Origin of the sequence: Methylobacterium sp. J-026 (assembly GCF_022829585.1) — a bacterium.
In the GTDB taxonomy this organism is placed as follows: domain Bacteria; phylum Pseudomonadota; class Alphaproteobacteria; order Rhizobiales; family Beijerinckiaceae; genus Methylobacterium.
In genome coordinates this window covers 44,602-66,217 of record NZ_JAKSYC010000050.1, presented here as the reverse complement: position 1 = coordinate 66,217, position 21,616 = coordinate 44,602, and the positions used below count along the sequence as shown (strand labels likewise).

22 protein-coding genes, 1 tRNA gene and 1 pseudogene are annotated in these 21,616 nt (G+C 68.1%); 13 read left to right on the top strand and 11 right to left on the bottom strand.

The window, feature by feature from the left end:
* From MKK69_RS03445 to MKK69_RS03430, 4 genes are all read right to left on the bottom strand, one after another.
* Positions 1-363: Crp/Fnr family transcriptional regulator (locus MKK69_RS03445; RefSeq protein WP_243965471.1), on the bottom strand; the 363-nt coding region annotated here is incomplete at its 3' end.
* Positions 364-521: 158 nt separating this feature from the next.
* Positions 522-701, bottom strand: a complete 180-nt coding sequence (locus MKK69_RS03440) for a hypothetical protein (protein ID WP_243965469.1) — start codon at positions 699-701, stop codon at positions 522-524.
* A 1,112-nt stretch (positions 702-1,813) separates the two neighbouring features.
* Positions 1,814-3,583 carry a putative bifunctional diguanylate cyclase/phosphodiesterase gene (locus tag MKK69_RS03435; protein ID WP_243965468.1) on the bottom strand — a complete coding sequence of 590 codons (1,770 nt, stop codon included), beginning with the start codon at positions 3,581-3,583 and terminating at the stop codon, positions 1,814-1,816.
* A gap of 298 nt (positions 3,584-3,881) precedes the next feature.
* On the bottom strand, positions 3,882-4,400 hold the full coding sequence (locus tag MKK69_RS03430; RefSeq protein ID WP_243917792.1) for a PAS domain-containing protein: 519 nt from the start codon (positions 4,398-4,400) through the stop codon (positions 3,882-3,884).
* Positions 4,401-4,750: 350 nt separating this feature from the next.
* On the opposite strand from MKK69_RS03430, the gene MKK69_RS03425 reads away from it, so the two are divergent.
* Positions 4,751-5,221, top strand: a complete 471-nt coding sequence (locus MKK69_RS03425) for a recombinase family protein (RefSeq protein WP_243965467.1) — start codon at positions 4,751-4,753, stop codon at positions 5,219-5,221.
* A gap of 532 nt (positions 5,222-5,753) precedes the next feature.
* Here MKK69_RS03425 and MKK69_RS03420 read toward each other — a convergent pair.
* The gene (locus MKK69_RS03420; protein WP_243965466.1) at positions 5,754-6,014 is read right to left on the bottom strand and encodes a hypothetical protein; all 261 of its coding nucleotides are present in this window, start codon (positions 6,012-6,014) and stop codon (positions 5,754-5,756) included.
* A 401-nt stretch (positions 6,015-6,415) separates the two neighbouring features.
* Here MKK69_RS03420 and MKK69_RS03415 point away from each other — a divergent pair, with 401 nt between their 5' ends.
* On the top strand, positions 6,416-6,658 hold the full coding sequence (locus tag MKK69_RS03415) for a hypothetical protein (protein ID WP_243965464.1): 243 nt from the start codon (positions 6,416-6,418) through the stop codon (positions 6,656-6,658).
* Positions 6,659-6,684: 26 nt separating this feature from the next.
* Here the strand turns inward: MKK69_RS03415 and MKK69_RS03410 are convergent, their stop codons facing one another.
* Entirely contained in the window at positions 6,685-7,044 is a 360-nt protein-coding gene (locus MKK69_RS03410) for a hypothetical protein (protein WP_243965462.1), read from the bottom strand.
* A 116-nt stretch (positions 7,045-7,160) separates the two neighbouring features.
* Here MKK69_RS03410 and MKK69_RS03405 point away from each other — a divergent pair, with 116 nt between their 5' ends.
* Positions 7,161-7,529, top strand: a complete 369-nt coding sequence (locus tag MKK69_RS03405) for a hypothetical protein (protein WP_243965461.1) — start codon at positions 7,161-7,163, stop codon at positions 7,527-7,529.
* A 19-nt stretch (positions 7,530-7,548) separates the two neighbouring features.
* Here MKK69_RS03405 and MKK69_RS03400 read toward each other — a convergent pair.
* Positions 7,549-7,905, bottom strand: a pseudogene (locus MKK69_RS03400) (DDE-type integrase/transposase/recombinase); the annotation flags it as partial.
* 548 nt (positions 7,906-8,453) lie between these two features.
* Between MKK69_RS03400 and MKK69_RS03395 the strand changes: the two are divergent.
* The 4 genes from MKK69_RS03395 (at position 8,454) to MKK69_RS03380 (ending at position 11,695) form a co-directional block, all read left to right on the top strand.
* The gene (locus MKK69_RS03395; protein ID WP_243965460.1) at positions 8,454-8,720 is read left to right on the top strand and encodes a hypothetical protein; all 267 of its coding nucleotides are present in this window, start codon (positions 8,454-8,456) and stop codon (positions 8,718-8,720) included.
* Positions 8,721-8,856: 136 nt separating this feature from the next.
* Positions 8,857-9,471, top strand: a complete 615-nt coding sequence (locus MKK69_RS03390) for a DUF3489 domain-containing protein (RefSeq protein ID WP_243965458.1) — start codon at positions 8,857-8,859, stop codon at positions 9,469-9,471.
* A complete protein-coding gene (locus MKK69_RS03385; protein ID WP_243965457.1) occupies positions 9,471-10,073 on the top strand; it encodes a DUF2924 domain-containing protein in 603 nt (200 codons plus the stop codon). Before MKK69_RS03390 ends, MKK69_RS03385 begins: the two co-directional genes overlap by 1 nt.
* On the top strand, positions 10,070-11,695 hold the full coding sequence (locus tag MKK69_RS03380) for a recombinase family protein (RefSeq protein ID WP_243965455.1): 1,626 nt from the start codon (positions 10,070-10,072) through the stop codon (positions 11,693-11,695). Before MKK69_RS03385 ends, MKK69_RS03380 begins: the two co-directional genes overlap by 4 nt.
* Positions 11,696-12,026: 331 nt before the next feature.
* On the opposite strand, the gene MKK69_RS03375 is transcribed toward MKK69_RS03380, so the two are convergent.
* Positions 12,027-12,102: transfer RNA gene (locus tag MKK69_RS03375), tRNA-Ala, on the bottom strand.
* Positions 12,103-12,224: 122 nt separating this feature from the next.
* Here MKK69_RS03375 and MKK69_RS03370 point away from each other — a divergent pair.
* From MKK69_RS03370 to MKK69_RS03360, 3 genes are read left to right on the top strand one after another with little or no spacing between them, the layout of a single operon-like run.
* The gene (locus tag MKK69_RS03370; protein WP_243965451.1) at positions 12,225-12,527 is read left to right on the top strand and encodes a YggT family protein; all 303 of its coding nucleotides are present in this window, start codon (positions 12,225-12,227) and stop codon (positions 12,525-12,527) included.
* Between the two features lie 12 nt (positions 12,528-12,539).
* Positions 12,540-13,583 (top strand): MaoC family dehydratase, encoded by a 1,044-nt coding sequence (locus MKK69_RS03365; RefSeq protein WP_243965448.1) that lies wholly within the window; start codon positions 12,540-12,542, stop codon positions 13,581-13,583.
* A gap of 35 nt (positions 13,584-13,618) precedes the next feature.
* A complete protein-coding gene (locus tag MKK69_RS03360) occupies positions 13,619-14,221 on the top strand; it encodes a GNAT family N-acetyltransferase (protein ID WP_243965446.1) in 603 nt (200 codons plus the stop codon).
* A 7-nt stretch (positions 14,222-14,228) separates the two neighbouring features.
* Here the strand turns inward: MKK69_RS03360 and MKK69_RS03355 are convergent, their stop codons facing one another.
* Together MKK69_RS03355 and MKK69_RS03350 are read right to left on the bottom strand one after the other, a co-directional pair.
* Positions 14,229-14,861 (bottom strand): outer membrane protein, encoded by a 633-nt coding sequence (locus MKK69_RS03355; RefSeq protein WP_243965445.1) that lies wholly within the window; start codon positions 14,859-14,861, stop codon positions 14,229-14,231.
* Positions 14,862-15,165: 304 nt separating this feature from the next.
* The gene (locus tag MKK69_RS03350; protein ID WP_243965443.1) at positions 15,166-16,104 is read right to left on the bottom strand and encodes an AraC family transcriptional regulator; all 939 of its coding nucleotides are present in this window, start codon (positions 16,102-16,104) and stop codon (positions 15,166-15,168) included.
* A 365-nt stretch (positions 16,105-16,469) separates the two neighbouring features.
* Here MKK69_RS03350 and MKK69_RS03345 point away from each other — a divergent pair, with 365 nt between their 5' ends.
* Genes MKK69_RS03345 through MKK69_RS03335 form a run of 3 tightly spaced genes read left to right on the top strand, consistent with a single transcriptional unit; the run spans position 16,470 to position 20,282 of the window.
* Complete coding sequence (locus MKK69_RS03345) at positions 16,470-18,713, top strand: TonB-dependent receptor (protein ID WP_243965442.1); 2,244 nt, start codon at positions 16,470-16,472, stop codon at positions 18,711-18,713.
* A 4-nt stretch (positions 18,714-18,717) separates the two neighbouring features.
* Positions 18,718-19,080 (top strand): hypothetical protein, encoded by a 363-nt coding sequence (locus MKK69_RS03340; RefSeq protein WP_243965439.1) that lies wholly within the window; start codon positions 18,718-18,720, stop codon positions 19,078-19,080.
* On the top strand, positions 19,077-20,282 hold the full coding sequence (locus tag MKK69_RS03335; protein ID WP_243965438.1) for an MFS transporter: 1,206 nt from the start codon (positions 19,077-19,079) through the stop codon (positions 20,280-20,282). The genes MKK69_RS03340 and MKK69_RS03335 overlap by 4 nt, the downstream gene beginning before the upstream one ends.
* Here MKK69_RS03335 and MKK69_RS03330 read toward each other — a convergent pair.
* Complete coding sequence (locus tag MKK69_RS03330; RefSeq protein WP_243965437.1) at positions 20,189-21,454, bottom strand: MFS transporter; 1,266 nt, start codon at positions 21,452-21,454, stop codon at positions 20,189-20,191. The genes MKK69_RS03335 and MKK69_RS03330 overlap by 94 nt on opposite strands.
* Between the last annotated feature and the right edge of the window lie 162 nt (positions 21,455-21,616).

The following is a 21,616-nucleotide window of genomic DNA, read 5'->3' as shown; positions in this document are numbered from 1 at the left end:
CGTGAGATCGTGCATGCTCTCGTGCGGGATGAACGCGACTGTTGCCCGGGTCATCGTCCCGAGGTTGTGGTCCATCAGTGGGATGTGCAGGCTCTGCAAATCCGGGGTGTCGCCCGCGATGTGGAACGAGAAGATCTGGCGGCGCCCCTCGCTCAGGAACTTATAGCGGCAGGCCCAGCCTTCCAGGATGACACAGCACTGGGTCGCGAGATCGCCCTCCCGCACGATGTCCTGTCGGGCCGACAGGGTCCGCACCCGGACCGGCAGGCTCTCGATCGCATGCCGCTCCTCATCCGAGAGGCGGCTGACGCTCTCCAGCTTGCGGATGAGCGGATAGAGGACGTGGGGAAGCTTCGAAGCCATCGAGGCATCGCCTCGCGTTGCAGGCGGAAGCACACGGCTCTCCCAGGCGGCAGCACCTGTTTCGGAGCGGCTGACGATCAGTCAGGTCTAAAGGTTATATCAGCGCCGCAATCATACCTGGGTTAAGGATTGTCACGATTAACCCCCAGGGCTCAAGGCTAACCGTCATCATTAGCCGCTACGGTCGCGCCGCGGCCGCGGCGTCGAACTTCCTCCCCAAGCGCATAGAGCAGCAGGCGAGAGGCGGTCTTCATCTCAGATGAACCGTGCTGCATGATCTCAGCGTGGTTGGCGATGCAGGCTTCTATCATCGCCTCGAACTCGTTGGGCGCATTCATCCTGCCCTCCCGCAAGTACCGCCTCTCTTGTCCGAGGTAGCTAACTCTAAATAGACAGCGCCCGACATATAAATTAATACTCCAACCCCAAATCCATCAAATGACGTTGCGCTGAGCTTAATATCTCGCTCTAACTGTTGTCTACCCGCAATCTAAGTAGCGCGTGGAGACTTTTTTGCGAGAAGCTTTGCGTCGCCACTGCGAGGAAGACGATGCCGGAAGCGTCAACATCCTGAAGCGCATTGCTGCTGCGCTCGGCAAGCCCGAGACCGCATTCGTCGATGGGCCTGAGGCGCTGGCAGACCTTAATGACGCTTCTGAGATGCTACGGCTATGGGATAGACTGAAACACGCCTCAGACCGCCGGAAGGTACTGGCGTTCGCGCAATCCCTCGCTGCGCGGGATTGAATGCATCGCGACCGGCATGTGCTGCCTCCGTGAGGAGCAAGCCTTGCTGATGCGGGATACGCGGCGAGGCGTCTACGCAGAGGGTACGATCATTTGCCTGCGCGCTTCACCCATGCGCTCGTCATCGGAGCGGACCAGCATGTCGACGAAGACCTTCTGCACGATCTGCCGCGTAGTCGCCTGATCCAGGCCAAGCCCGCGGGCGAACCCATCAAGGCGACGGGGGCGGCCATACCATCACGGCTCGCCCGCCCTCGCGCACTCCCAACCGTACCGCGGCTGGTGCGCCCGAGATGGACCCCGAGCCCAGCTTGGGGAGCAGCGGTATGTCTCTGGCGTCCTCGCGGACGGCCTTCTGCTCGACTTCTCGACCAGCTCGCCGCTGGGCGCGCAGATCCACCAACAAAGCCTTGAAGTCGACGACCTCCCGCGCGGGCGGTTGCCGGAGCAGGTCTACGGTTTCGTGTCCGCTCGCGCGAGCACTCCAGCCACCGCTGCTTCAACGAAACCGGGTGATGCCCTCCGTATCGAACCGCTCGCGGACCCACTTCAAGCCTGACCAGCTGCAAAGTTGGCCTCGACAATCCGTAGGAAGCGTCCGACCGGGGAGTTTCAAAGCGAGCGTATCATCGCGACTCCGCTAAACCATGGCTCTTCCGATCGAACGCTGCTCTAGAAAAGCCAATCACAGTGGAATTTGCTATCAGCCAACCGCCAAATTAGAGGCTCGGGTCTCCGTCCATTTTATGAATTCATCGGCTGGAATAGGACGAGCGAAGAAGTAACCCTGCACCTCATCGCACGCAGTTAATCGGAGCTGGTCGAGCACTTCCTGCGTTTCGACGCCCTCCGCGACGACACGATGGCCGAGATGCTTCGCCATCAAGACCATCATCGTGACCAGCGAGAGCTGACGCGGGTCGGTATCAAGATCACCCATGAAGGAGCGATCGATCTTCACGACGTGCACCGGCAGCCGCTGAAGGTAGGACAGGCTGCTGTACCCAGTACCAAAGTCGTCGATCGCCAACCGAATTCCGGCAGCCGCGAGGTCCTTAAGCTGACGTAAGGCCTGCTCGGCATCATTCATCACCGTCGTCTCGGTGATTTCCAGTTCGAGGAACTCGGGAGAGACACCATGTCGAGCCAGGACTTGGCTGACACGAGAAGCGAAATCGGGCTCGTGCAGGTTGGTCGAGGAGATGTTGACCGAGACGATCAGCTCCATGCCGGCCGCGTGCCACCGGGCCATCTGCGAGACCGCCGTCTCCAGCACCCAGGCGGTCGTTGGCGTGGCTAGGGCCATTCGCTCGACCAACGGGATGAACTCACCCGGCGAGATCGGCCCAAGCGTCGGATGCATCCACCGCATCAGCGCCTCGGCCCCGACACAGCGCCCGGAGGTCAGGTCGACGCGGGGCTGATAGACCAGACGGAAACCGGAGGGGCTTTGCAAAGCCGCCTCGAAGTCGCGCAGCAGCGTGAAGCTTCGCTGGGATGCGTTATCCAGCGTGTTCGAGTGGATCTGGAAGAGTTTGCCTTTTGAGCGCGCATCCTGGGCCGCTCCCTGAGCGATCCTCAGCACATCGGTCGGAGGTAGATCGCCAAGGGCGAAAGGGGCAACCCCAATCACGGTCGTGCCGATCGCGTCGGGCCCACCGAGCTTGCGCAGCCGCTCGGCCCGGACGGTCAAGAGATCGCTGTATGCGACCTCATCCATTCCGTCGGGAGCCAGGGCTGCCAGTTGTGTGGCGCCGACGTGGTAGGCTTTCCGCTGCGGCCCGATCAAAAGCCGGAAATTGCGCGCGGCTGCCTTGACCATACTGTCGATGGCAGCCTGTCCCATGACGCGCACGACATGGTTCATCTGATCGACGGAGATCAAATCCACCAGGACCGCGATCCGCCGTTCTCCAGGCGTATGATCACGAGCAAAGTCGCTCAGGTCATCGATGAACTGCGTTCGGTTCGGCAGTTCACTGATAGGGTCGATGCGTCCGAAGGCATGCTGCAGCTCGATCTGCGACATGACCATGGCGGCGAGATCGCGCAACGCCGCCAATTCTGACGGTTGTGCTTGCCGAGGCGACGTCCCCAGGACGCACATGGCACCGAGGCCGAAACCGTCTCGCGTGACAAGTGGGGCACCGGCATAGAAACGGACGCCGGCCTTTGCCAAAGCGCTGTCGTGATAGTAGGGGTCCGTCAGGAAGTCCTCGATCACCAACAAATCACAGCTCTCGGCTACCTGAGAACACGGTGCCTTTTGGCGCGTGACCGACCAGTGCTCTACTCCGATCCTGGACTTGAACCATTGTCTGTCGCTATCAGTCAAAGAGACGGCGGCGATTGACAGGCCGAATATCTGGCTCGCCATACGCGTGATGCGGTCGAAGCTTTCTCCTGGGGGCGTATCCAAGAGGTCGAACCTTCGAAGCGCATCAAGACGCTCAGTTTCTGCGGCCGACACCATAAGTTGCTCCCTCATGCCGTCCACGTACTGGCTGCGGTCGCCTCATGTCCTAGGGTGTGGCGAACCCCTGCACCGGCCTCCTCCCGAGATGCCGCCTCGGCAGAAGTCCGTCTTGTCCGATATGACAGGGCCATGGCCCGTGATCAGGCTTGATCTACTCGCTGGCAATAAGTCGCGACGTAATCACATTTTCCTGTGCTTGATATAGTACCAATTTATTACTTATTGCTTAAAAACATCTTGTTACTGTGTCGGAAGAAATACAACAAATGACGGGATTTCAGTGTTGTAGCGATGATTAGAACAGTGCTGCCGATTGTGGCGGGCGGGAATTTGCATCTCCGGAGCTGAAAACACCCAAACTGCGCAAAGCGTCCCCTAACAAATCATTACTTATGGAGATTGCTTCATACCGCCCCCCACGGCTTTCAAAGGGGCGTCCGATGCGCCGCGCCACCTCACGCTCGAACGAGATGAAGCCCTCGATCTCACCACACACGTTGCGCAATGGCCGGCAATCGATCTCGGCCCGGTATTTGGTGCCGTCGCCTCGGTAGTTGGTCAGATACCCGTGGAAGCGTTCACCGGCCCTCAGGGCCCGATGAAAGGCGTCGAGAGTCGCCTGACGCGTTTCCTTGCCCTGCATGAAGCGGGGGCTCTGCCCGATGATCTCATCTGGATCGCGTCCAACAAGCCGGCCAAAGGCCGAGTTGGCATAGACGATGATCGGGCCCGGCCGCTCTATGGATGCGTCCGTAATCAGGATGCCGACCGGGAGGTCGCGGCCAAAGGCACGGATCAATTCAACGATTGTCATATAGGTTGGTCGTCACTTGGTGAGGCTCAGCCTACGGGCGTCCAAGCGTGAACAGGATCGGGACGTTCCGTAAGTCCGCCTTATACGACCGGCCAAGATTGCCGGCTGATTGCACGCCGACCTCGCGCACCTCCCGACCGCGTCCGCAGCGGATAGTCCTGAGATAGGCGCGAGCGCGGCCGCGGGGAAGCCTCTGTGTGTCTCTGGCGCCCTCGCGGGCGGGTGTTTCATCCGGTTAAACGCTCGTCAGAAACGCCGCAACGGCCTGACCGCCCGGCAATCTGCCCCGATTACAACTGGTCGAGGTTAAGAGCGGATCCCGCGACAACCGCCCTCGCCTCGCGGAGGCCATGGCGCTCTGCCGGCTCCCCGGGGCCACGCTGGTCATCGCCAAGCTCGACCGGCTGTTCCGTTACGCGGCGTTCCTGCTGAACCTGCAGGAGGCCGGCGTCCGGTTCGTGGCGGCCGACATGCCCGAGGCGAACCAATTGGTGGTCGGCATCATGGCCGTGGTCGCCCAGGCCGAGCGCAAGATGATCTCGGCCCGCACCAAAGCCGCGCTGGCGGCCGCCAAGGCGCACGGCGTGCACCTAGGCAAGCCGGAGAACCTATCGAACCGGGAGGCCGGCCAAGTGCGCGGGCGGGCGCGACAGACCCGGCGGCCCGAGGAGCGGGCCCGGGACCTCGCCCCAGTGATAGCCGCCGTGCGGGCCGAGGGCGCGGTCCCGCTGCGCCAGATCGCGGCGGCGCTGAACGCGCGGGGCATCCCGACCGCTCGGGGTGGGGCGTGGACGGCTACAAAGGTACGGCGCGTCTCGTAACCAATGTTTGGACCTAGACCGGTGGCAGAGCCGTACTTTCACATAGGTTAGTTCAAGCTCAGTTTAGCACCATCTTTCAACAATGTGAGGCTTACGAAAAACAGGAACATTTCCTGATGCTGATAGTTTATTGGGCAAGATCCTGTCTGGGATCTACTTACAAACAAAAGTTGGGTTTTGAGATGAACGTCAGAAATTTATGCGTTCCCTTGATCGCTGCAGCTCTGCTTACCGGCGGCGCTAGCTTTGCTCTCGCCCAGGGCGGAGCTGCCGGCGGCGGTGCAGGTGGTGCCGGAACTGGCATGAGCGGCGGTTCCACAGGAACAGGCGGCTCGATGGGTGCAGGTAGTGGATCTGGCACCGGCATGAGCACCGGCGGTCAGATGAACAACGGGAGCGGCACGGGGGGCCGCATGGGTGCGGGCAACTCTGGATCGACGAGCACCGGCTCGACCGGAACGTCTGGTTCGATGGGTAAGGGAACCGGCAGCTCGTCCGGCAGCATGGGTCGCTAATCACTCATTTCGCCCCGTCACCCGCGAGAAGTGGGTGGCGGGTCAATCGGTATAAGCCTCGTGTGGCTGCAATCTGCCCACCGAGGTTTCAGGTGGCCGAGCACCGGAACATCAAGATCTTCGGCGAAGTCTTGCAACGCCTGGATGGCGGTACAATCCCGGACACAGGTTGAGCCCTCATGGGTCTCCAGGGTGACGGCGGCGGTCAGCGCCGTCTGCCGGACCGGCTTGATACCGGCGGCGAAGGCGACTTCGTCGCGAACAGTAGCGTTACGCATTTAATCACTCCAACTGTCATTTGACCGGATGGGCATCAAATAAAGGTGCAAGAAATCAACCTGACATTTTCGCGTCGGGGAGTTGTCACAATGCAAGAAATGTTAATTTCGGCAGATTTCTGGACCGAGCTTGAGCGTAAGGTGTCGTCCAAAGTAGGCGAGGCTCTTAACACAGATGAGGTTCCACACGGGTTGCTAGTCTCATATCTGCGCGATTTAGAGGTCATGGCGCGGACTGCCTGCGATAGCCGACAGACTGTCCAGATCATCGCCTCTGGCCGAAGAGTTCTCGGGGATCGAACCCAAGTTGGGCCGCAGGACGGGCCGTTCACATACGCCGTCGCGTGAGCGGATTGGATCTCGGGGCGCCTCAACTGCCAGAGCCCAGATCGGAGAAAAAAATGTTCTACGACGAGATGGGCCGGTTGGCCGATGAAGCACTTCGGCTGAACGCGAGAATGGTCCAGAACGCCATGCTGCTTACGGTGGTGATGAACTACGCCTGGACCGCAAGTCAGCACCGCGAACCTCGGCGAACGAGAAGCGAGATCAAGGCTCACGTGAAGCGGCAAGCGCGAACGAGGCGACCTAAGCGTCGCGGTGTGCCAACAGAGATCGCGGCCCGAGGTCTGCGCATCCTGTAGAGGGATGTTGCGGTACTCGCTGGACGTCATCGGGCTTGCTGCACCGGCTTGATGCCAAAATTTCCCACTCGCGGGCGCGCTGGCGCGAGGCGGTCATGGCTGGCGCACATCTCGGCCTCGAACGCTTCCATCTCCTCGTCGGTGAAGGCGGCGGCGCTGCACCACTGGTAGTGGACCGGGAGCGGCATGCCATAGGACGGTACTTTGTAGAGCCCGAAGGCGTCGCGCCGGACTTCTCCGCCGTGGTCGACGATCAGACCGGCATCGAGCAGGGCCTTCAGCGTCTTTGCCGAGCAGCCCGGGGACTTGCCGCAGCCGATCCGGTCGAGGGCGCGGCGCTCGGCCGAGGTCTGGCCGGGATGGGGCATGCGGGCAGTCTCGGACATCAGCAGGCCTCCCGGTGAGTGGCGGTCATGACATCACCTCGGCGTCCGAAGCCTGTCGGGATGCGTTGTCTTCTATGACAGGGCGCATCCGCTGCTGCCCGCTCAGGAGCCCCCCGATGAACATCATCAGTTGGCTGATCTCCATGATCATTCAGTGCTTCCTCGGCAGCGGAGATGAGCAAAGAAGCACCTCTATGGCTAAGGAGAAAGAGGCGGGGGTTTACGTCGGGGAAACATCGGCAAAGGCTAGGAATTTCGAGGACGACTATCATGCTGCCACAAACATGCTGAAGCTGCGGATGGATAAGAGTTTCCCGGACTATTATCACGCAAGGCTGAGTTCCGGCGAGAATAGCCCCTATGACCACGGAGAGGATCGGGCACTTGCCGTCGACACCACGTCGACCGCGATAGCCATGGCGCTTCGGAGCGGAGCCACCGTGAGACAGGCAGCGGAAGCGGGCGCGGTGAGCGTCGGGATCTAACCTAGCAGGCAGCGCCACGGCTGAGCAGGAAGTCGACTGCCTCGCCGTGCTTGTCGATGGCGCGGTTAGAGATCCCGCCATTGGTCCCGGACGCGGATGTAGGTTCCGTCCACGCGCATAGACCTGCAGTTCGGCTTGCGGAACTGGCGTAGGCGGTGCTCGATGGTGGCGCGTAGGCCAGCACCCCACGGTTGATGGTGGAGTGATCCATCTTCATGCCACGTTCCGGGAGCATCTCTCCGATACTGCGGTAGCTGAGCGCGTAGTGCAGGTACCAGGACACCGCCTGCACGATCAGGCTGGCCTCGAAGTGCCGGCCTCTGAAGTCGCCGCCGGCTTCTCATTTCAACTTGAGGTCAGGTGCGTTAAGGATCATGGGATGGCTCAGAGGCGGAGGCGGCCAGCTGGGCAGGTAGGGCTAATAACTCGTGAAAACCGGCGTTATCGCCTTTGCGACAGGCCCAGGCGCCGCGGGTGCACGGCACGGCTCAGTTCCAGCTACGTCGTTCCATTGCGCAAGCCATATTGGAACGCAACGGCGGGTAACACGATCGGTCGTGCACGGAAAACGATCGTTTTCCTGACGAAAATCTTGTGCCTGTTGGCGAGCGCCTGAAAGGGCTATTTTCTGACGGCAAAGCGTGTCGGCCTTTCAAGTGTCGACAAAACGCGGCTGTAAACGGGGAATGTCCGGTTAGGTCATCGCGCGCCAGAAAGCGGACCGGCGGCTTTCGGCCAAACCCTGCCATTCCAGACCGCGGCTTCGCGTCAATTTTTCGCGTTGCCGGAGGCATTCCCGCGCTACGTCGCGAATGTCGGCGCGATCCCGTACTTCCGACTGGACTGTCGCCGCCAACAGAGCGTGTGTGCTGAGCGGCCCGACGCAGCCGCGGGCCGAGGCAGCCACGCGCTTGGGGTGACGGTATGAGCGAGACGACTACGGGTCGGGCGGATACGAACGAGACCAGCCAGAGCGTGGCCGCGGGCGAGACCGCCATCAGCGCCCGCCTGACCGAGGCCGCCGCCCTCGCCAAGGCCGCCCTGGTCTGCGCCGACTCCGAGCGCGAGGCCGTGCGCATCGTCCTCGACCTCGACGTCCCCCTCAGCGAGGCCAAGACCCTGCACGGCGCCATCTGTCTCATCGGCCACATCAACCGAAAGGTCGCCGAGGCCACCGCTCCCGGCGACTAACCGTCTGTTCGCGCGCGGCCGTCCCCATGCGATCGCCACACGCGGTCTCCTCGCTTCACCCCGCCGGCCCGTCGCGGAGCCGATCGCGGGGTCAGGCCGGTGGCGGGGCTCGCCCGCCGCCACGGAGACGATCACCATGACCGCCACGAATGCCGCTGCCATCACCGCCGCCGCCCCAACGACCGTCCCCCTGAACCGGACCGAAGCTGGCTTGCTGCAGGCCGCCGCTGCGGACGGAGGCCGCCTAACGCGCCCCGCCGCGATGAAGCCCGCCACCCACGCGCGGCTGCTCGGCCGCTTCCTGCGCGATGGCCTTGTGATTGCACCCGCCGAGGCGGGTGGCCCGCACCGCCTCACCCCCGCGGGATACCGGGCCATCGGCCTCGCCCCGCCCAAGCCGCCGCGCGCCGCCAAGGTGGTCGCGGGTGCCCCTGCCGCCACACCTACCGATCCCGCCGGTACTGCGATCTCGAGCAAGAAGGCGCAGGTGTTGGCGCTGCTGAAGCGCGAGCAGGGAGCGACGCTGTCCGAGCTGACCGCGGCCACCGGCTGGCTGCCCCACACGACCCGCGCCGCCCTCTCGCGAATCCGTACCGGCGGGCAAGCGCTGCTCAAGGCCGCCCGCCCCGACGCCGCCACCGCCTACCGCATTCCTGCGCCTGTGACCCCGGTCCCCGCCCCGCCCCGGGCGCGCAAGCCCCGACGCACGCCGGCGGCCGAGGCCGCTGGCGCAACCCCGGCGGCAGCCTGATGGGCGGGGAGCGCACGCCCGCCGCGGCGCAGTCGATGGCGGCGGTGGTCGGGACGGGGGCTGCCCCCGCCGCCGACCGGCTCGCCGCCGCGCTCGACGAGCTGGCCGGCCTCGACGCCGCCAGCCTCACCCGGCGCTGGCGGCGGGACTTCGGTTCCGCCGCTCCGCCCGGCCTCTCCCCCGCCCTGCGCGCCCGTATCCTCGCCCACCGTCTCCAGATTCGCGCGTTGGGCGGCCTCGACCGCGACACCGCGCAAGCTCTCGGCCGTTTCGCGGCCGGGCGGGGGACGGGGGCCGGACGTGTCACGTCTGAACCTGGCGCCGCGGTCACCCCGACCGCCATCGCCGTCCCGGTGCCGGACCGGCGCGGGCACACCCCCGGCGTACAGCTGTCGCGCGAGTGGCGCGGGCGGATGCACACCGTCACCGTGCTCGACGTCGGCTACGCCTGGGATGGGGCGACCTACCCCAGCCTGTCCCGCGTCGCCCACGCCATCACCGGCACCAAGTGGAACGGCCCCCGCTTCTTCGGCCTGCGCGAGCGGGCCGAGGCGGCGACGGAGGCCGGGCGAGAAAGGGTTGAGGGGAGGGCCCCAGCGTGAGCGCTAAATTGCGTCGTTCGGCGAACGCTGCACAGCATACCCCCTCAGGCTCCCGCCCGGCGCTGCGCTGCGCGATCTACACTCGGGTCTCGACCGAGCACGGGCTGGAGCAGGAGTTCAACTCGCTGGACAACCAGCGCGAGGCTGCCGAAGCCTACGTGAGAAGCCAGGCCCACGAGGGCTGGCGTCTCCTGCCCGAACGCTACGACGACGGCGGCTACTCCGGCGGCACTCTCGACCGTCCCGCGCTGCAGCGCCTTCTCGACGCCGTGCGCGGCCACCGGGTCGATGTCATCGTCGTGTACAAGGTCGACCGCCTCACCCGCGCGCTGGCCGACTTCGCCAAGCTCGTCGAGCTGTTCGACGCGCATGGCACCTCGTTCGTGTCGGTGACCCAGGCGTTCAACACCACCACCAGCATGGGGCGCCTCACCCTCAACGTCCTCCTCTCGTTCGCCCAGTTCGAGCGCGAGGTCACCGGCGAGCGCATCCGCGACAAGATCGCCGCGTCCAAGCGCAAGGGCATCTGGATGGGCGGGGTGGTGCCGCTGGGCTACCGCGTCGAGGCGCGCGCGCTGCACATCGTCGAGGACCAGGCCGAGGTCGTGCGCGCGATCTTCGCCCGCTACCGCGCGCTCGGCACGGTCAGCGCGCTGCACGCCGAACTGGAGGCCACCGGCATCCGCGTGCCCGAGCGCCGAGACGGCAAGGGTAAGTCGGTCGGGGGCGGGACGTTCACCCGCGGGCACCTGTATAAGATCCTCGCCAACCCGATCTACGTCGGCCGGCTTGGTCACCGGGGCCACGTGCACGAGGGCCAGCACGTTGGCCTCGTCGAACCGGCGGCGTTCGACGCGGTGCAGGCGCAGCTGGCAGCCAACCATCACGCACATACCGCCCGGCGGCGGGAGGGCGCGCACCTGCTTTTTGGGCGCATCCGGGACGAGCATGGCCAAGCGATGACCCCAAGCCACACGGCCAAGGGCGCGCGGCGCTACCGGTACTACGTCAGCCGGGCGGCGGTCCGGGGACGGCCAGCCTGCGCGGTCCAGCGCATCGCCGCCCACGCGCTCGAGGCCAGCGTAGTCCAGGCGCTGCGCGCGACGCTTCTCTCGACCGCCGCGTCCGCATCGCCATCCGCTCCGGCCTCCGAGAGCCTCAGTGACGCCGAGGTGATCGCGACCCACCTCGCGCGGGTGACGGTCCATCCCGACGCGCTGCTGATCGAGCTGGTCGATGGGCACGAGAGTGATCCGATCCGCATCCCCTGGTCGCCGGCGGGGTATCGCCGGCGCCGGGAGATCGTCGTGCCCCCGGGGGTTGAGCGAGATGGCTTGCGACCGATGAAGGTCGAGGACCGCGCGCGCATCCTCACGGCCATCGCTCGCAGCCGCAGCTGGGTCGACGACCTCGTCGCGGCGCAGGCGGCAGGTACCGCGGCCATCGCCCTACGCGAGGGCTGCAGCGAGCGCGCGGTGCGAATGGTGTTGCCGCTCGCCCATCTCGCCCCGCGGATCGTGCGGGCCATCGTCGACGGGCGCTTGCCGCGCGGCATCGGCGTCCGGCATCTGGCCGAGCTGCCGGCATCCTGGGCGGAGCAGGAGCGCGCCCTGGGCTTGTGAGCGCATCACCGCGTCGGCGCGCTCCGGGGCCATCGCCGGGCGATCCAATCCCCTGCCATCTGAGCCGAACTTCAGCGCCACCATCCTTGCGTCGTCGTCGGCCGCTCGCGCTCGCATCGCCGTGCGCCCGCGGCGAACGACCTATGTATCCGTCATCAATCCTGTGCGCGGAAACGGGTTTGACACCAGCGGAGACGGCGGTCTCGTTCAGCAGCCAATCCGAGGTCTGGCGGGGCAGAGACTGGCATATCGTCGTGGAGACGCGGCTAAGTCGCGGACACCGCGGCGCTTTTCGTATCGACCACCAGGCACGCAGTTTCTCAAAACTGCCTGGTGGAGCTGAGGGGAATCGAACCCCTGACCTCCGCAGTGCGATTGCGGCGCTCTCCCATCTGAGCTACAGCCCCGTCGAGGCGCCGGCCTTGTAGGCGCGGGCGGCTCAGCCTGTCAATTCCTGTTTCACCGTCGCCCGCCGCGCGCCGATCCGGCGCTGGGACGCGGGTGCCCCGAGGATAGTACGCGGACCCGCATGAACGCCCTGATCTGGCTCTTCGACACGGTCGTCCAGCTCTTCATCTACGTCCTCATCGCCAGCGCGGTCCTGAGCTGGCTCGTGGCGTTCAACGTGGTGAACGTGCGCAATCCCATCGTCGCCCAGGTCGGCGAGGTGCTCTACCGGATCACCGAGCCGGTGCTGCGGCCGATCCGCAACCTGCTGCCCAATCTCGGCGGCGTCGACATCTCGCCGATCATCCTGATCCTGCTGCTGCTGTTCATCAGCCGCCTGCTGCACGAATACGCCGTGCCCGCAACCTACGTTTACGCGCAGTAGGACTGCCCGCCCGTGAAGACGAATCCCGGCCGCTTCTTCGAGGATTTCCGCCTCGGCGAGACCATCCGCCATGCCACCCCGCGCACCGTGACGGTGGGCGACGTGGCGCTCTACACCGGCCTCTACGGCCCGCGCTTCGCGGTGCAATCCTCTGACGCCTTCGCCCGCGCCCTCGGGTATCCGAAGAGCCCGCTCGACGACCTGCTCACCTTCCACATGGTGTTCGGCAAGACCGTGCCGGACGTCTCCCTCAACGCGCTCGCCAATCTCGGCTACGCGGAGGGCGGCTTCCGCCGGCCGGTCTATCCGGGGGAGACCCTCTCCACCGTCTCCGAGGTGATCGGCCTCAAGGAGAGTTCGAACCGCCAGACCGGCGTGGTCTACGTGCGCTCGGTCGGGTCCGACGAGGCCGGCGAGACCGTGCTGAGCTATTGCCGCTGGGTGCTGGTGCGCAAGCGCGACCCCGCGGCCGCGATCGCCGAGGCGCACGTGCCGACCCTCGCCAAGGTCGTCGACCCGCGGGATCTCGCCGGCGCCCTGCCGCCCCTCTCGGCCGCCGCCTACGATTCGGAACTCGCCGGCAGCCCGCACCGATTCGCCGACTATGCGGTCGGGGAGAAGATCGACCACGTCGACGGCATGACCGTCGAGGAGGCCGAGCACCAGATCGCCACGCGGCTGTTCCAGAACACCGCCAAGGTGCATTTTGACGGGCTGGCCGCGAAGGACACCCGGTTCGGCCGGCGCCTGATCTATGGCGGCCACGTCATCTCGCTGGCCCGGGCGCTCAGCTTCAACGGGCTGGCCAACGCCTTCGCGCTCGCCGGCATCAATGCCGGCCGCCACGTGGCGCCGCTGTTTGCCGGCGATACGGTCTATGCCTGGAGCGAGGTGCTGGCGGCGGCCGATGTCGGCCGCGCCGATGTCGGGCTCCTGCGCCTGCGCACGGTCGCCACCAAGAACCAGCCCTGCGGCGCCTTCCCGGACCGCGCCGGGGACGGCTACGACCCCGCCGTGATCCTCGATCTCGACTACTGGGCGTTCGTGCCGAAGTAGCGGGGCCGGGAGGCCGTGCGATCGGACCTGAGCGTATGGCCACGATCCGGATCCCGACGACGAGCGGCGTGGTCGTGAGGCCCGCGCGGCCGGAGGACGCGGCCGCCCTCGCGGCGATCCACGTGACGACCTGGCACGAGGCCTATGGTGGCCTCCTGCCCGCCGAGATGATCGCCGCCCTCACGGTCGCGGTGCGGCAGGCCTGGTGGGCGCAGGTTCTCAGCGGCCTGGAGCCGGGCCCCGGCGAGGCGGTCTATCTGGCCGAGACGGGTGGCAAGCCGGTCGGTTTCGGCGCCGGCAACGCCCAGCGCGCGGAGACCCTGAAGGCGGCGGGCTTCGACGGCGAGATCCGGGATCTCTACGTCCTGCGGGCCGCCCAGGGGCGCGGAGCGGGCCGGGCCCTGGTCGCCGCGACGGCGGCGGGGCTCCGGCAGGCCGGGTACCGTGCCGCCAGCGCCTGGGTGCTGCGCACGAACGCGCCGGGCCGCCGCTTCCTCGAAGGTCTCGACGGCACCGCGCTCGACGCGCCCGAAGCGTCCCGCGGGCATGGCCGTTTCACGGAGATCGCCTACGGGTGGCGCGACCTCGCCGCCCTGGCAGCGTCCTGCCGCCCGCGCGCGGGGCGGGACGGACGCTGAACGCCCCTCAGCGGATCCCCGCCCCGACCACCCCCGCCTCGACGGCCAGCGTCAGGCGATCCGTGACCGCCCACTCGACCCCGACGCCCGCCACCGGCCGCACCGCGATGTCCTGGCGGCTGAACGGAAGCGCCCCCGGCCGCGGCCCGACGCGCAGCGTCTCGTGGACGGCCACCGCGCCGGTCTTGGCGTAGACCAGGACATCCGGCGACAGCAGGGTCCCGACCTTCATCTCCAGGGTGCCGGCGAAGTCCTGCGCATAGGCGAGCCGCCCGTAGCCCGGGGTCAGGGTCCCGTCGAGCCCGGCCAGGTAGTCGAGGCCGCCGCTGATGCCGTAGAGGATCGGGCCGGCCTGCCACATCCTGCCGCCCTCGAAGCCGAGGGTGGGACCCCCATAGCTGCCGAAGTGCCGGGACGACGCGACCGCGTAGCCGGTCGACAGCCGGGCGTAGCTGCCCGTCCAGCGGCTGTCCGTATCCTGGACCGGCCCGGGCCAGGCGAAGGACGGCAAGGGCGCGAAGCCGACCGCCGGCCACAGCAGCGCCTGGGCCGCGGCGGGGCCGGCCGGCAGCAACCCGGCGCCGAGCACCAGACCCGCCGCGATCCGGCGGAGCGAACGGGAATCGGCGCGTCTGCTCATGCGGCCAGGATAGCCGAAGGCGCCGGACCGGGACAGGGTCCGGCCGACGCGACGGATCCTATCTGTGGCCCGCGATGGTTTCGAGAGGTCCGAGACCTGTCGCGGGTGCGGGGCGCAAGCCCTGCGAAAGCCCCGGGGCTCTGCGCCAAGGACCCCGCCAAAGGGAGGATCCCTTTGGAATCCACCTTTGCCGGTTGGAGCACAGCACCCACACGCCTCTGGAGTGACGGGCGCGCGGCGTTCGGAGCGCTTGGCCCGCCATGCCGGGCGGAGATCGCCGTCTGGCCGTGATCGAGACCAGGCCCTACACGTGCTCCGCAGCGAGGGCCTGGACCCGGTCCGCCCTCCGCGGCAACCGTCGCGCCTGCGAGGGGGTGAGGCCGAAGCGTCTGCGGAAGGTCCGGTTGAAGTAGGACAGGTCGCCGAAGCCGACATCGAAGGCGATGGCGCCGATCGGCCGCGCCTCGTCGCCAGCCGTGAGGTGCTGCATCGCCCGGTCGAGGCGGCGGGCGAGGACGAAGCCCGAGAAGGTCTCGCCCTCCGCCTGGAACAGCGCCTGGATCAGCCGGCTCGAGATCCCCTGGGCCTGGGCCACGGCGTCCAGGCTCAGGTCCGGGCTGCCGAGGCGCTGCTCGACCTCGGCCTTGAGCACCTGGATCCGCAGGTCGCGCCGGGTAGGGACGGGCGCGTTCGCCTGAAGGTCGGGCTCGCGCACGATGAGGGCGAGGAGCTCGGCCAGGTGCGCCCGGGCGAGTTCCGCGAGCCCCGCGGTGGCGGCCGGGATCAGCCCGCGCAGCAGGCCCGCGGCATAGGCGGTCAGGGTCTGCAGGCCCGGATGGTCCCGCCCGATCCGCCGGAGGACGCCGGCGTCGAGGGCGGCGAGGGGGGCCGCGAGCCGGGTCCGCTCGATCGCCAGGACGTCGATCCGCTCGACGCCGGTCGCGGCGAACACGGCCCCCCGGCTCGCCGCGACGAGCAGCGCATCGCGCGAGCAGCAGGCGAGGGTGCGCCCGCCCTGCGTCACCTGGAGACGCCCGGCCGCGGGCCGCACCAGGAGGAGGCGCTCGACCGGGGCCTCGTCGCACCAGGTCCGGGACGGGCCGAACACCGAGGCGATGCCGAGATCGGGGTCCAGGCGGATCGCGGTCCGTCCCCGGAAGGGGAGCGCATCCGGCTCCGCGATCATCCGCGGGGGCGCGCTGCCGACCGGCTCGGCCGGGCTGTGATCGGGCAGGGCCCGCAATCCCCGGTCCGACGCGCGCGCCTGCGCCGAACCGGTCTCCCCTTCGGCGGAGCACGCGCCCGCCGGATCCGTCCGCTTCGTCATCATACGCCCAATGCGGCCGGATCCTGCGCAGCAGTCCGAACTCTTGCTCGCCTGAGTCCAAGCGGGCGGGCAGTCATCATGCTAGAGGCCCAAGACGATGTCGAGAGGATTTGCGATTTTCTACTTTCGATCCCGGATCGATGATCTCGTATTTTTCAAATTAGACGAATTTTAAACTGCGATCCGTGCCGGTCTGGCGTCCGCGTTACACGGGCGGCTACGGCGGGGGCGGCGGCAACGGGGCGCCTCGACCAAGGCGCACAGGGGTGGGTGTGAGCGTCATGCGGTATGTCGGTCTCGTCGCGATCCTCGGTGCGGGGACGATCCTGGCCGGTCCGGCCCAGGCGCAGACCGCCGCGCAGACCTCCGCGCAGACGGCCGGGCCGACCGTCGCCCTCGACGAGATCTCGGTGACCGCCACCCGCGCCCCGCGGCGGATCGAGGACGTGCCGCAGAGCGTCCAGGTGGTCGACCGGGAGCAGATCCGCCAGCAGCTCGCCCTGACGTCGAGCCCCTCTTCCGTGCTGGCGAAGCTGGTCCCGGGCTTCTCGGCGCCGAACGGCACGATCTCCAGCGCGTCCGAGAGTTTTCGCGGGCGCAACCTCCTGGTCCTGATCGACGGCGTGCCGGTGAACACGCCCCTGCGCGACGTCTCGCGCATCCTCAACCTGATCGACCTCAACAGCGTGGAGCGGATCGAGGTGGTGGCGGGCGCCTCCAGCCTCTACAGCGCGGGCGCCACCGGCGGCACGGTCAACTTCATCACCCGGCGCCCCACCGACGGGAAGCCGGTCGTCACCGTCAACACCGCCCTGCGGACCTTCACGGCCGATCCCGTCCACGGGCTCGCGCCGGAGACCTCGATCAGCGTGACCGGCAAGGTGCCGGACGGGGTCGACTACGCCTTCACCGGATCGGGCCGCTTCGCCGGCCGCACCTACGACGGCAAGGGCCGGGAGATGCCCTCCGACGGGCAGCTCGGCCAGGGCGGCGGCGACCGCTTCCAGCTCGGCAACATCAACCTGCGGCTCGGCTACGACCTCGACCTCGCCAAGCGCCTGGAGTTCGGCCTCACCCAGATCCTGCTCAACCAGGACCCGCGCTATCTCACGGATTACACCGGCGCTTACGCGCGCCCGAACTACGCGCGGCTCTACCCCGGGCTGCCGGTGGCCGAGGACACCCGGTCGCTGTACCTGCGCTACACCGACCGCGACACCCCGCTCGGGTCGCTGTCGCTGCTCGGATTCTTCAACGACATCAACAAGCGCTTCAACTATACGGAATTCGCCTATCCGGCGAACCCGTTCGTGACCTACTCGTTGAGGCCCACCGCGCCCACGAGCCTCGCCAACCAGTCCGCGCTGGCGACCGAGCGCGGCGGCATCAACCTGACCCTCGACACGGACCTGAGCGTCCTCCTCCCCGGGATGAAGCTGACCTGGGGCACCGACGTGATCGCGGAATCCACGCGTCAGCGGTCCCGCGACGGCGCGGACGTGTTCACGCCGCTCCAGCAGAACAGCTATGCCGGCTTCGCCCTGCTGCAGCTGCCCCTGGGCGAGCGGCTGACCCTGCGGGCCGGCATGCGCTACGAGCACTTCGACCTCGACGTGGCGGGCTACACGCGGCCGACCACCTTCGCGGCGACCGCCGCCCGCAACGCCCTCGGCTACTCGACCTTCGTGCTGCCGGCCCTCGCCGTCACGGGCGGGCGCTTCTCCTACGCGGCCCCGACCTTCAACGCGGGCGCGACCTTCAACCTCCTGCCCGGCATCGATCTCTACGGCGGCTTCAGCCAGGGCTACGCGCTCGCCGATATCGGCGCCTTCACCCGGCGGGCCGGCCTGTCGCTCGCCTATGCCTGCCCGGTGGCGCGGCCCTTCTGCCTGCCGGCGGGCACCACCATCGCGTATTCCAGCATCGCCCCGCAGGCGCAGATCGTGAACTCCTACGATTTCGGCGTCCGCGGCCGGGTAGGGATTTTTTCCGGCTCCCTCGGCGGCTTCGTCTCGACCTCGGACGAGGGTACGACCTTCGATCCGCTGACCAGCCGGCTCAGCCAGCAGAAGGAGATGATCTACGGCGTCGAGTTCACCGGCAACGCACAGGTGACCGAGCAGCTCAGCCTCGGCACCGTGCTGGGCTACCGCGAGGGCCGCTACGACACCAACAAGGACGGGCGCCTCGACAGCTCTCTGCCCAACAACCGCATCGGCGCACCCTTCCGCGCCACGGTCTCGGGCACCTACCTGTTCGCGAACGGCGTCTCGGTCCGCCTCGAGGGGGAGGGCTTCAGCGGCCGCGACGCCCGCATCGACCTCGTGGGCACCCGCTACCGCCTCAAGGACGCCTTCACGGTGAACGCCTCCGTCGGCGCGCCCCTGGCCGGCGGCGAGCTCTACGCCTCCGTCAACAACCTGTTCGACGCCGCCTACTGGAACCCCACCGCGACCTCGGTGCGCAACCTGACCGTCTACGGGCTCGGGCGCACCGTCACGGTCGGCTACCGCAAGACGTTCTGAGCCGATGGTCGCCGTGGAGGAGACGGACGGCCTCGTCGTCCTGCGCTGGCTCGGGCCGCCGCAACCCGGCGACGAGGCCGCCTATCTCGACGCCCTGGAGCGGATCGGCGCGCAGGCCCGGCCCTTCGCGCTGATCCTGGTGCTCGGCGGAATCGGCAAGCTCTCGACCGCCGGGGAACGCGCGCAGAACCTGTGGTTCAAGCGCACCCGCGCCGACCTCGACCGGCTCTGCCGCGGCCTCGTCCTCGTGCGGCCCGGCTTCACCGAAGCAGGCGCGGACGTGTTCCGCCGGCTCTGGCGCTTCCCGATCCGGATCGCGCCCGACGAGGCGGTCGCCCGGGTGACGGTAAAGGACTTCCGCACGTGAGCGCCGCCCGGTCCGAGCGGCTGCGGCTCTTCGCCGTGCTGGCCGCGCTCTACATGGCGCAGGCGATCCCCTCCTACCTGATCGCGGCCGCGCTGCCGCCGATCCTGCGCGAGGCCGGCGTCTCGCGGGCGGCGATCGGCTACCTCAGCCTGCTGTTCCTGCCGCTGGTGCTGAAGTTCCTCTGGGCGCCGGTGGTCGACCGGGTCCGGCCCTTCGCGCGGGCGCACCGGGCGGGCTGGGTGATCGTCACCCAGGTCGGCGTGATCGGCTGCATCCTGGCGATGCTGCCGCTCGGCCCCACCGACGTGGCCGGCCTGATCGGCATCGGCTTCGTCGCCGCGCTCCTGATCGCCACGCAGGACATCGCCACCGACGGCTACGCCGTGACGCGGCTGCGGCCCGAGGACCGCGCCATCGGCAACGCCATCCAGGGCGGCTCGGTCGCCCTGGGCGTGGTGGTGGGCGGGACGCTGAGCCTCGTGCTCTACCACCATGCCGGCTGGGCGGTGATGCTGCTCACCGCCGCCGCCTTCTGCCTGCCGCCGCTCGCCGCCGCCTTCTGCATGCGCGAGGGCGATCCCGCGCCCGGCCGGAGCGCGCCGCGCCCCTCGATCCGCGCCTTCCTGCGGCGGCCGGAGGTGCGCACCATCCTGTGGGTCGCCCTGACCTACCGGGTCAGCGAGGGTCTCGTGAAGGCGATGGAGGGGGCCTACCTCGTCGATGCCGGCGTGCCGCTCGACCGGATCGGCTACCTGTCGGGCCTCTCGGCGGCGACGGCGGGGCTCGCCGGATCGGGCATCGCCGCGCTGCTGGTGCGCCGCTGCGGCACCGCCGCCACGCTCGGCCTGCTCGGGGCGGCGCGCACCCTGTGCTTCGCCCTGTTCGCGGCCCACGCCTTCGGCACCGTGGTCGGCCTGTGGCCGCTCTTCGGCGCGGCCGGGTTCCAGACGCTGATCCGCTACATGGAGATCGTGGCGCTCTACAGCCTGTTCATGGCGGTCTCCTCGACCGACCAGCCCGGCACCGACTTCACGATCCTCGCCTGCGCGCAGCTCATCGTCTACTTCGTCGGCGCGCTGATCTCGGGCAAGCTCGCCGACCTCCTCGGCTACGGGGCCCTGTTCGGGCTCGCCACGCTGCTCTCGGGCGCCGCCACGGTGGCGACCGTGCGGCTGCTCGGCACCGGCCGGGGGCCGTCCTGATGGCCCGGTCCCCTGCCGAGCCGCAGGGCCGCGGGGATCAGCGCGAGGCCGAGCGCCGCGCAGAGCCAGGGCGGCAGGGTCGGGGCGATCCGGAAGGCCGCGCCGCCGCTCAGGGCGCCGATCCCCTGACCCAGCACGTGCGCGCTCGCCAGCCAGCCCGCCGCTGCGGCCTGCGCGCCCTCCGGCACCCGGGCCACCAGGGCCGCGGTGTAGGTCGGCGTCGCGACGGCGAGGCAGGCGCCCGCCAGGACCGCGCCGAGCCCGGCGAGCCACGGGGCCGGCGCCAGGGCGATCAGGCCGCAGCCGGCCGTGAACCCGGCGAGCCCGAGGGCCAGGTTGCGCCCCAGATTCGGGCCGAGACGGGGCACCACGAGGAGCTGCGTCAGGATCGTCGCGACCGCCACCAGCGCGAAGATCACCCCGGCGAGCCCGGCGGCGGCCTCGGCGCCGAGACCGAAGCGCCGCTGCAGGAACAGGCCGAGCACAATCTGGATCTGCCCGAGGCCGACGGTCAGCGCGAAGCCGATCGCCAGGAGCGGCGCCGCGGCGCGCAGGAAGCTCGGCCCCGCCCCGCCCCGCTCAGGCCGGGGCCCGCCGGCGAGGTCCGGCGCCGCGAGCAGCAGGAGCGGACTCAGGGCCAGCGCGAGGAGCGGCGCGACCGCCCCGAACAGGCCGGCCGCCATCACCAGCGCGCCGAGGATGCGGCCGACCGAGAGGCCGGCGCCGAGCCGCCCGAGGGCCGCCGGGCGCAGCGCCTCCGGCAGGCCGCGGACCAGCGCGGCCTGGGCATGGGGCATCACCCCGGCCGCGCCCGCCCCGTAGGCGATCCGCGACGCGGCGAGCAGGCTCAGCGCCGCGGCCGCGGGCAGGCCCGGCAGCACCAGCGCCAGACCGAACAGGCCGTGGCCGAGCACCATCAGCGCCGCGAGGCCCCCGAACAGGCGCCGCAGGCGCCACGCGCCGCCGCAATGCCCCCAGGCCGGTGCGCAGACGAGGAACACCACCGATCCGAGCAGGGCGACGCCCCCGATCGCGGCCGGGTCGAGCCCGGTGCGCGCGGCGGTCACCGGCACCAGCGCCAGGACGGCCGACTGACCGAAGCCCACGGAGGCCGCCGCGAGGGAGAGCCGCGCCGCCGCGCGTCCGGACGTGCCGATCGGGTGTGGGACCATGGGCGCCTCGTCGAGAGGCGCCGTCTTAGCGCATCGGCCGGCAGGATTGCAAAACGTGTTATGTAGTTTTGAAATAATTACATAGTATAAAAACGGGATTGCTTCGCAATCTGTCTTCATCTATCGACATAAATCGCGGGATGGAGGTGGACGTATGGTCGA

Coding starts and splice junctions, on each gene's coding strand:
- MKK69_RS03340 (WP_243965439.1), top strand. CDS start 18,718: ATGGTCGCCGTGGAGGAGACGGACGGCCTCGTCGTCCTGCGCTGGCTC.
- MKK69_RS03440 (WP_243965469.1), bottom strand. CDS start 701: ATGAATGCGCCCAACGAGTTCGAGGCGATGATAGAAGCCTGCATCGCC.
- MKK69_RS03415 (WP_243965464.1), top strand. CDS start 6,416: ATGTTCTACGACGAGATGGGCCGGTTGGCCGATGAAGCACTTCGGCTG.
- MKK69_RS03425 (WP_243965467.1), top strand. CDS start 4,751: ATGGCGCTCTGCCGGCTCCCCGGGGCCACGCTGGTCATCGCCAAGCTC.
- MKK69_RS03370 (WP_243965451.1), top strand. CDS start 12,225: ATGAACGCCCTGATCTGGCTCTTCGACACGGTCGTCCAGCTCTTCATC.
- MKK69_RS03330 (WP_243965437.1), bottom strand. CDS start 21,454: ATGGTCCCACACCCGATCGGCACGTCCGGACGCGCGGCGGCGCGGCTC.
- MKK69_RS03420 (WP_243965466.1), bottom strand. CDS start 6,014: ATGCGTAACGCTACTGTTCGCGACGAAGTCGCCTTCGCCGCCGGTATC.
- MKK69_RS03430 (WP_243917792.1), bottom strand. CDS start 4,400: ATGACAATCGTTGAATTGATCCGTGCCTTTGGCCGCGACCTCCCGGTC.
- MKK69_RS03410 (WP_243965462.1), bottom strand. CDS start 7,044: ATGTCCGAGACTGCCCGCATGCCCCATCCCGGCCAGACCTCGGCCGAG.
- MKK69_RS03345 (WP_243965442.1), top strand. CDS start 16,470: ATGCGGTATGTCGGTCTCGTCGCGATCCTCGGTGCGGGGACGATCCTG.
- MKK69_RS03385 (WP_243965457.1), top strand. CDS start 9,471: ATGGGCGGGGAGCGCACGCCCGCCGCGGCGCAGTCGATGGCGGCGGTG.
- MKK69_RS03360 (WP_243965446.1), top strand. CDS start 13,619: ATGGCCACGATCCGGATCCCGACGACGAGCGGCGTGGTCGTGAGGCCC.
- MKK69_RS03390 (WP_243965458.1), top strand. CDS start 8,857: ATGACCGCCACGAATGCCGCTGCCATCACCGCCGCCGCCCCAACGACC.
- MKK69_RS03395 (WP_243965460.1), top strand. CDS start 8,454: ATGAGCGAGACGACTACGGGTCGGGCGGATACGAACGAGACCAGCCAG.
- MKK69_RS03405 (WP_243965461.1), top strand. CDS start 7,161: ATGAACATCATCAGTTGGCTGATCTCCATGATCATTCAGTGCTTCCTC.
- MKK69_RS03355 (WP_243965445.1), bottom strand. CDS start 14,861: ATGAGCAGACGCGCCGATTCCCGTTCGCTCCGCCGGATCGCGGCGGGT.
- MKK69_RS03435 (WP_243965468.1), bottom strand. CDS start 3,583: ATGGTGTCGGCCGCAGAAACTGAGCGTCTTGATGCGCTTCGAAGGTTC.